Consider the following 5,954-nt stretch of genomic DNA (forward strand, 5'->3'; position numbering starts at 1 on the left):
TGGGTGGCAGACTTTGTCTGGAATCAGTGGCAACCTTGGTCTGGAATACGCAGTCAGGCGCCGGACTCAAAAGCGACGTAGCGTTGAAAAGCCCTTGGAACGCTCACATTAGGGAGGTAATCGAAGAGCACAATCGACAGGTTAGAGAGGAGCGAGATCTTGGGCCATTAGGGCGCAGTCAACGCAAGACTGTGAGATCAGCGAATAGGGAGCTCAAAGCGCAGCTTTTAAAAGCAAAAGTGGATCTTGATTTCGTGTTGTCTCAAGTCGCAATTTGGGAAGCTGAAATTGCGTTCTACAAGAAAGAAAATGATCGTTTGATGCGTAAGATTGAGCGTCTGTCCGGTAGTTGACGCCTGGTGCTGGCGTTGTAACCATAACTTGGCCGTTTTGGCTACCCAATGTTTATCATCTAATGCTGATGCGATCAGTTGGGTAGCTATGGTCCTTTTTTGTCGCTTTAACCTTGGAAGTCAAAGGAGCCTGTGAATAAATCTGTGTAACTGCCCATGCCATTGGAGGTGGCCGTCCAGGCGGTCACCGAACTTGATAATAAAGCCATTCAAGGCCGGCTTCCAATTAAGAATGGGCATGGTCCATTTCTGAGAGGCCTGCTGGATTGCCAGGAAGGCTTACTCTAAATCTTTAGATGCGCTTTGAAGTGGTTCAATTGCATCTGGCATAAGCTCCCTGGGAGGGCAAAACAAGCAGTTAGCGAGAAGGTAGATTTTTTCGAGGGTTACGTTCACCTCTCCCCGCTCAATCCTGCCTAAATAACTCCTGTCTATTCCCGCCTCGTGAGCAAGGCGCTCCTGTGAAAACCCTTTTGATTTTCGAATAGCCCGTAGATTCCGACCAAACGCCTCACAAACTGGTGAGCCCATTCCTCGCCCTCACAAAAGGCAAGACTATGGTTTCTTGAGGCATAACAGGCCACGGCATATACTACCCATTTTTATGGGTCGATCAGATCGACCTAATGACCAATTGGGCCTTTGAATGGAAAAGTTACAATCACTGAAAGTGGATAAAACGCTGATCGACTTACTGCGGAAGCAATCAAATACTCCTTTCTCGACCACTGATATTCGGGATATCTATGTGCTCCAGATTCCCGAAGGTCAGCGACCGGGTCGCAACCAGCTCCGAAAACATATCTATAGAGAGCTATTGCGACTTGAATCAGTCAAGCTGGTTGAGAGGCACCAAGGATCTACCGGCCGCGGGTGCAAATTTATCTTCAGCCCAGAGCACTCAAGTGTTGAGCTGGAACCTAAACGGTCGCCGTTTGAAAGTTGTGATCATCAAGCTGAGTTGACGATGGATGGAGAAACTCAACGAGCCCTTCAGGAAGAACTCTCCCAAAGAAGGGTTGAACTTGTCGCCAGCATTGGGGAAGCGGAGGAATATCAACGTCTCTATAACAAATACCCCGCGCTTCGAGGTGCTGTGAAGGAGCAATATTTGGAGTCGCGGGAGAGAAGTACGAAAATCCTTGGGCAACTTCGTGCAGTTGAGTCTGTAATCACCAAAATTGGCCTTCCCTCATGATGAAACTCCGCGCTTGGCAGAACGAGTGCATTGCTCAGGCCTTGTTGTCCTTTGAGCATCAAGCCCATTTCCTGTGCCATGCAACGCCAGCAGCAGGGAAAACTGTAATGGTTGCATCTGTCGCCAAGGCTCTGTTTGAGCGAGGTAAGATTGATTTTGTCGTATGTTTTTCCCCTTCGCGAGCAGTTTCCCAAAGCGTTTCCACAACTTTTAGCCGGATTCTCGGGAAAAGCTTTAATGGACAAATTGGTGCTGCTGGTGGGTCGTATACATACCAGTCGATGGCTACGCTGCCAAAGGATCTTTGGCGCGTATTGAGTGATCACCGAGTGCTGGTAGTCTTGGACGAGATTCATCATTGCTCCGGGAGCAACTCTGACGATTTGGCGCTTGGTAACAGTTGGGGGAGAACCATCTTAGAGCGGATTCAGGGTCATGCGTCCTTCACTATCGCATTATCTGGAACCCCCTGGAGAACAGACAATACCCCTATTGCACTGGCGCGGTACACCCAGCCTGACGGCGAGCTGCATTGTGATTATGAGTATGGTTTAAGGCGAGCCGTCGTAGATGGGGTATGCCGAACTCCAAAGATCGTTCTCACTGATAACAGAGAGATCCAGCTGAAATCTTCTGAGATCGGCCTTCGGACCTATTCGAGTATCCGCGAAACAATCAAACACGGACATATTTCCTATCCCGATTTCCTTTCCCGGGATGAAGTACTCGACCATACACTCTCGGAAGCATCACATAAACTGTCACAAATTCGACAGCGAATTCCCAATGCCGGAGGGTTGGTTGTCGCAGCAAGTGTCGCACATGCAGAGCACATTGCGACCAGATTTGCAGCGCTGGGTGAAAGGTCAGTTGTTGTTAGTTGTCGAACACCAGACGCCTACCAAATAATCAATGATTTCAGGGTGTCCAAAGACCGCTGGATTATATCGGTGGGCATGATCAGCGAAGGAACGGACATTCCTAGACTTCAAGTGTGCTGTCACCTCAGCCGAATCCGAACAGAGCTTCATTTTCGGCAAGTTCTTGGGAGAATTTTGCGGCGCCAGGTCGGCGAACCGTCAGAGATTGGAGGCTGGCTTTATGTTCTTGCAGAACCAACCCTCGCGGAGTTCGCGCGGAGAATTGGTGAAGATCTTCCGGAGCAAAATGTGGTTTCGTTTTCCCCCAAAGCTTCAAAGCAGAGCCTTGGTAGCGTTGAGAAAAGCAGGATTCTAACCAGTGGCGACGAGTCTTCAGCGTGGGATCTTAGTTTTGGTACCGAATACACATTTGGTGATGAAGGGGAGTTGATCGAATCAAGAAAATCCGCGGAATTTTCTATGAGCAACCATTATTGGAGCGAGATTCTGTCACTGTTCGAACATAAAGTGGTGTGACCTGTGACCCCTTGCCGATCGACTCCGGTGAAGCTGTTTGCCGCGATTGCTTGCTCAGCTAAACGACGAGACTATGAACGACCAAACTCTGTTGATTGTTGACCTTGAGGCGACCTGCTGGGGCAGCCGGCACGCCCCGGACCGCACGCCCCAGAGCATTCACAATATGGAGATCATCGAGCTTGGATGCGTATTGGCGAGCCGACCAGGGGAGGTATTGGATGCCCGCTCTTTTCTCGTCAGACCCACTCGTAATCCTTTGCTGAGCGACTTCTGCACCGAGCTTACGAGTATCACTCAGTCGATGGTGGATGCGGCACCGACGTTTCCAGAGGTGATCCAAACGATGAACCTCTGGCTTGCTGATCTTTCCAGCGAATTCGTATGGTGTAGCTGGGGCAATTACGATCGCCTGCACATTGAAGCGCAGAGCCAGCTGGATGGGGTTAAGCCTGCGATGTTGACTTACCCACATTTGAACTTGAAACGTATCTGGCGGCGCACCACTGGTCAGAAGAAAAAAAATGGGCTAGCCCATGCCCTCGCATTCCATGAACTCGCATTTGAGGGCGCCCACCATCGAGGCGTAGATGATGCCCGTAACATTTCAAGACTGCTGCCTTTTATGGATTGGTCTCTCGAGCGCGAGTTGCAGACACCACCCTCACAGTTTCCCCTTAATCAGTGAGCTAACCCTGGCTCCGCCGCTTGAGAAAGCGCAATGAACGTGACTTACACATCATCCGTTACTGGAGAAAAAGCGACCGTGCAGGTGGACCAAAGCATCTGGTCGATACTCAAAAAAACACTCGAGATCACGTGCGGTGACAGAACATCAAGCGATCAGAGGCTATCGGTCGATTACTGGGTCACTGCTTTCGACAAGGAATACCGAACTTGGGCGAAAGACGACACCGACCTTCGCAGCCTACATCGCAAAGCGGCTAGGTGAGGAAATTCTTATGGATCTGGAAGCTATCGGTGGGCATCAGTGGAAAGCTGTCTAGTCGACGGGCTCTATGGTGACGGCGCCAGCGCAGTCCAGCCCATTATTAACAAGTAACGTGAAATCATCGCCCGGGTGGATTCCCTGGGAGAAGTTCTGCACCTTCCGTAACCACCCTTCTGAGCAAAGACCGCTGAAATAGGCTGGCAAGCCCATATCTGAAACATAAGGCTCCGAGCGTAATGGCATGCTCCAACTTAGCGGCTGGCCAGCCATGTTCAGATATTCTTCTGCGTACTGAAACTGCGATCCGCTGCCAACCCGCTCCAGGTAACCGGCCAACCGGCCGTACATATACACAACCGCTTTCGTGCGCTTGATGGCCATTGAAGGTACCTTATCGTTAGGGAATGAGTTAAAGAGTTAGAATTCCATATTATTCGACGAGGCACACGCAGTGAAGCTGATCTGTATTTCAGACACCCACAGTCTGCACCGGCGAATTCCGGAGATCCCGGATGGTGATGTGTTGATCCATGCGGGTGATTGTCTTGGTCAGGGCACACTGGAGAACATCGAAGACCTCAACGATTGGCTGGGAACGCTGCCGCATCGGTATAAAATCGTGATTGCCGGGAACCACGACTGGGCCTTTCAGGAAACGCCGAAGCAAGCTCGGCAGGCCCTCACCAATGCCATTTATCTGGAGGACAGTGGTATCGAAATCGGAGGCGTTCGTTTCTGGGGTTCACCCTGGACACCCACCTTCCTGGATTGGGCATTTATGCTGGATCGCGGAGAGCAACTTTGCGAGAAATGGGCGCTCATCCCCGACAATACCGATGTGCTGATCACCCACGGGCCGCCAAAAGGCATTGGCGATGAGGTGAATCTGGGATTCAAATGTCAGAATGTCGGCTGCATTGATTTGCTTGACCGAATCCAGCAACTCTCACTCAAAGCGCACATTTTCGGCCATATCCATGAAGGCTATGGGGAGTACCTGCGGGGAAAAATGCGCCTGATCAATGCCAGTACCTGCACCCCACGGTATGAGCCATGCAACGCACCGATTGTGGTGGAGGTTTGATGTTGATCTGAATGATGAAGAACCCTCGGAGATGGCGAGTCTAATGACGTGGATTAACTGTAAAGAACAAATGCCAGCGGATATGGATGTTGTTATCGCTCTGTACCTCGGATATTGGCCTGGTAGAGGAAATGGGGGCATCACTGAAGCCTATGCTGTGGATGGGCAGTGGGTCAATATCCCTGAAAGCATCACTATTGCTGGATGGATGCCTGTACCGGACAAGGGCGAGTTGCCTGAATGGCTTGTAACATCTATTGATGATGAAGCACTCGTTGACCTGTGCAAAAAGCGACTGACTGAAAGGAGTGTGCATGTTAATCCGGATGACCTATGAAACCAGTGACGGATTCGTGCACTGAAATAACACTAGTATCTGAGGGTGCCCAAAGTGACCGCAGAAGAACTGATCGCACAATTGCAAGCCCTGCCGCCGGAAACGCGAGTGCTGGTCGAAGGTTACGAAACCGGGTTCGATGATATTGTTGCCCTGGAAACGGTTGAGGTGGCCAGGATAGCTCAACCGGGAGACTGGGAGGGTGAGTACGATAAGCTGGCTCAGCTGCCTTACTCTGATCAGGGAGTTAAGGGCGGCCTGCGAGGGCTGTTAAACCAGCTTAAACCGGATGAGCGATTCACCGAAGAAGAATCCAGAGATAGCGCTATCTATGATGAGGTGGAGTGTGAAGCATCAAAAAGCAGCTCCACTCCCGAAACCGGAGCGCTGCAAGTCGCGGTGATCCGGGGACGTAGAGGCCATCGAAGGTAAGGCCATGAAGGATAAGAAACCTTGCAGCTTGAGTGACCTGATGGCCCAGTGTGACCCCAACGCGACGATGCCAGAGGCGCTGCAGGACTGGGAGCAGGCTGCGCCGGTTGGCTTGGAACAGGTCGTTATGGGTGATCAGGTGGATAGGTAATCCCCCCAATAAACCAAGATGATCAAAAGTAGAATTTTCCGTAAGCTAAA

At 50.9% G+C, this 5,954-nt stretch carries 10 protein-coding genes; 8 read left to right on the plus strand and 2 right to left on the minus strand.

From position 1 onward, the window contains the following. Positions 1-353: hypothetical protein (locus AAC035_RS17820; protein WP_339806438.1), on the plus strand; the 353-nt coding region annotated here is incomplete at its 5' end. Positions 354-632: 279 nt separating this feature from the next. On the opposite strand, the gene AAC035_RS17825 is transcribed toward AAC035_RS17820, so the two are convergent. Continuing rightward, a complete protein-coding gene (locus AAC035_RS17825; RefSeq protein WP_339806439.1) occupies positions 633-884 on the minus strand; it encodes a helix-turn-helix transcriptional regulator in 252 nt (83 codons plus the stop codon). A 115-nt stretch (positions 885-999) separates the two neighbouring features. On the opposite strand from AAC035_RS17825, the gene AAC035_RS17830 reads away from it, so the two are divergent. The 3 genes from AAC035_RS17830 (at position 1,000) to AAC035_RS17840 (ending at position 3,636) form a co-directional block, all read left to right on the plus strand. Beyond that, positions 1,000-1,551 (plus strand): hypothetical protein, encoded by a 552-nt coding sequence (locus tag AAC035_RS17830; RefSeq protein WP_041656071.1) that lies wholly within the window; start codon positions 1,000-1,002, stop codon positions 1,549-1,551. Further along, complete coding sequence (locus AAC035_RS17835; protein WP_339806440.1) at positions 1,548-2,948, plus strand: DEAD/DEAH box helicase family protein; 1,401 nt, start codon at positions 1,548-1,550, stop codon at positions 2,946-2,948. Before AAC035_RS17830 ends, AAC035_RS17835 begins: the two co-directional genes overlap by 4 nt. A 73-nt stretch (positions 2,949-3,021) precedes the next feature. Continuing rightward, the gene (locus AAC035_RS17840; RefSeq protein ID WP_339806441.1) at positions 3,022-3,636 is read left to right on the plus strand and encodes a 3'-5' exonuclease; all 615 of its coding nucleotides are present in this window, start codon (positions 3,022-3,024) and stop codon (positions 3,634-3,636) included. Between the two features lie 315 nt (positions 3,637-3,951). Here AAC035_RS17840 and AAC035_RS17845 read toward each other — a convergent pair whose 3' ends face one another. Next, entirely contained in the window at positions 3,952-4,281 is a 330-nt protein-coding gene (locus AAC035_RS17845; protein ID WP_339806442.1) for a HipA N-terminal domain-containing protein, read from the minus strand. A 70-nt stretch (positions 4,282-4,351) separates the two neighbouring features. Between AAC035_RS17845 and AAC035_RS17850 the strand changes: the two genes are divergently transcribed. From AAC035_RS17850 to AAC035_RS17865, 4 genes are read left to right on the plus strand one after another with little or no spacing between them, the layout of a single operon-like run. Further along, positions 4,352-4,984, plus strand: a complete 633-nt coding sequence (locus AAC035_RS17850; RefSeq protein WP_339806443.1) for a metallophosphatase domain-containing protein — start codon at positions 4,352-4,354, stop codon at positions 4,982-4,984. Positions 4,985-5,027: 43 nt separating this feature from the next. Next, a complete protein-coding gene (locus tag AAC035_RS17855) occupies positions 5,028-5,321 on the plus strand; it encodes a DUF551 domain-containing protein (RefSeq protein WP_339806444.1) in 294 nt (97 codons plus the stop codon). A 54-nt stretch (positions 5,322-5,375) separates the two neighbouring features. Further along, positions 5,376-5,753: a hypothetical protein gene (locus tag AAC035_RS17860; protein ID WP_339806446.1), complete on the plus strand. Its 378-nt coding sequence runs from the start codon at positions 5,376-5,378 to the stop codon at positions 5,751-5,753. 4 nt (positions 5,754-5,757) lie between these two features. After that, on the plus strand, positions 5,758-5,904 hold the full coding sequence (locus tag AAC035_RS17865) for a hypothetical protein (protein ID WP_339806447.1): 147 nt from the start codon (positions 5,758-5,760) through the stop codon (positions 5,902-5,904). Positions 5,905-5,954 lie beyond the last annotated feature (50 nt).

It is taken from the genome of uncultured Marinobacter sp., from assembly GCF_963974375.1.
Lineage (GTDB): Bacteria > Pseudomonadota > Gammaproteobacteria > Pseudomonadales > Oleiphilaceae > Marinobacter.

Bases quoted from the DNA above. Each gene is read 5' to 3' on its own strand.
- AAC035_RS17825 (WP_339806439.1), bottom strand. From the start codon at position 884: ATGGGCTCACCAGTTTGTGAGGCGTTTGGTCGGAATCTACGGGCTATT.
- AAC035_RS17855 (WP_339806444.1), top strand. From the start codon at position 5,028: ATGACGTGGATTAACTGTAAAGAACAAATGCCAGCGGATATGGATGTT.
- AAC035_RS17865 (WP_339806447.1), top strand. From the start codon at position 5,758: ATGAAGGATAAGAAACCTTGCAGCTTGAGTGACCTGATGGCCCAGTGT.
- AAC035_RS17845 (WP_339806442.1), bottom strand. From the start codon at position 4,281: ATGGCCATCAAGCGCACGAAAGCGGTTGTGTATATGTACGGCCGGTTG.
- AAC035_RS17830 (WP_041656071.1), top strand. From the start codon at position 1,000: ATGGAAAAGTTACAATCACTGAAAGTGGATAAAACGCTGATCGACTTA.
- AAC035_RS17840 (WP_339806441.1), top strand. From the start codon at position 3,022: ATGAACGACCAAACTCTGTTGATTGTTGACCTTGAGGCGACCTGCTGG.
- AAC035_RS17835 (WP_339806440.1), top strand. From the start codon at position 1,548: ATGATGAAACTCCGCGCTTGGCAGAACGAGTGCATTGCTCAGGCCTTG.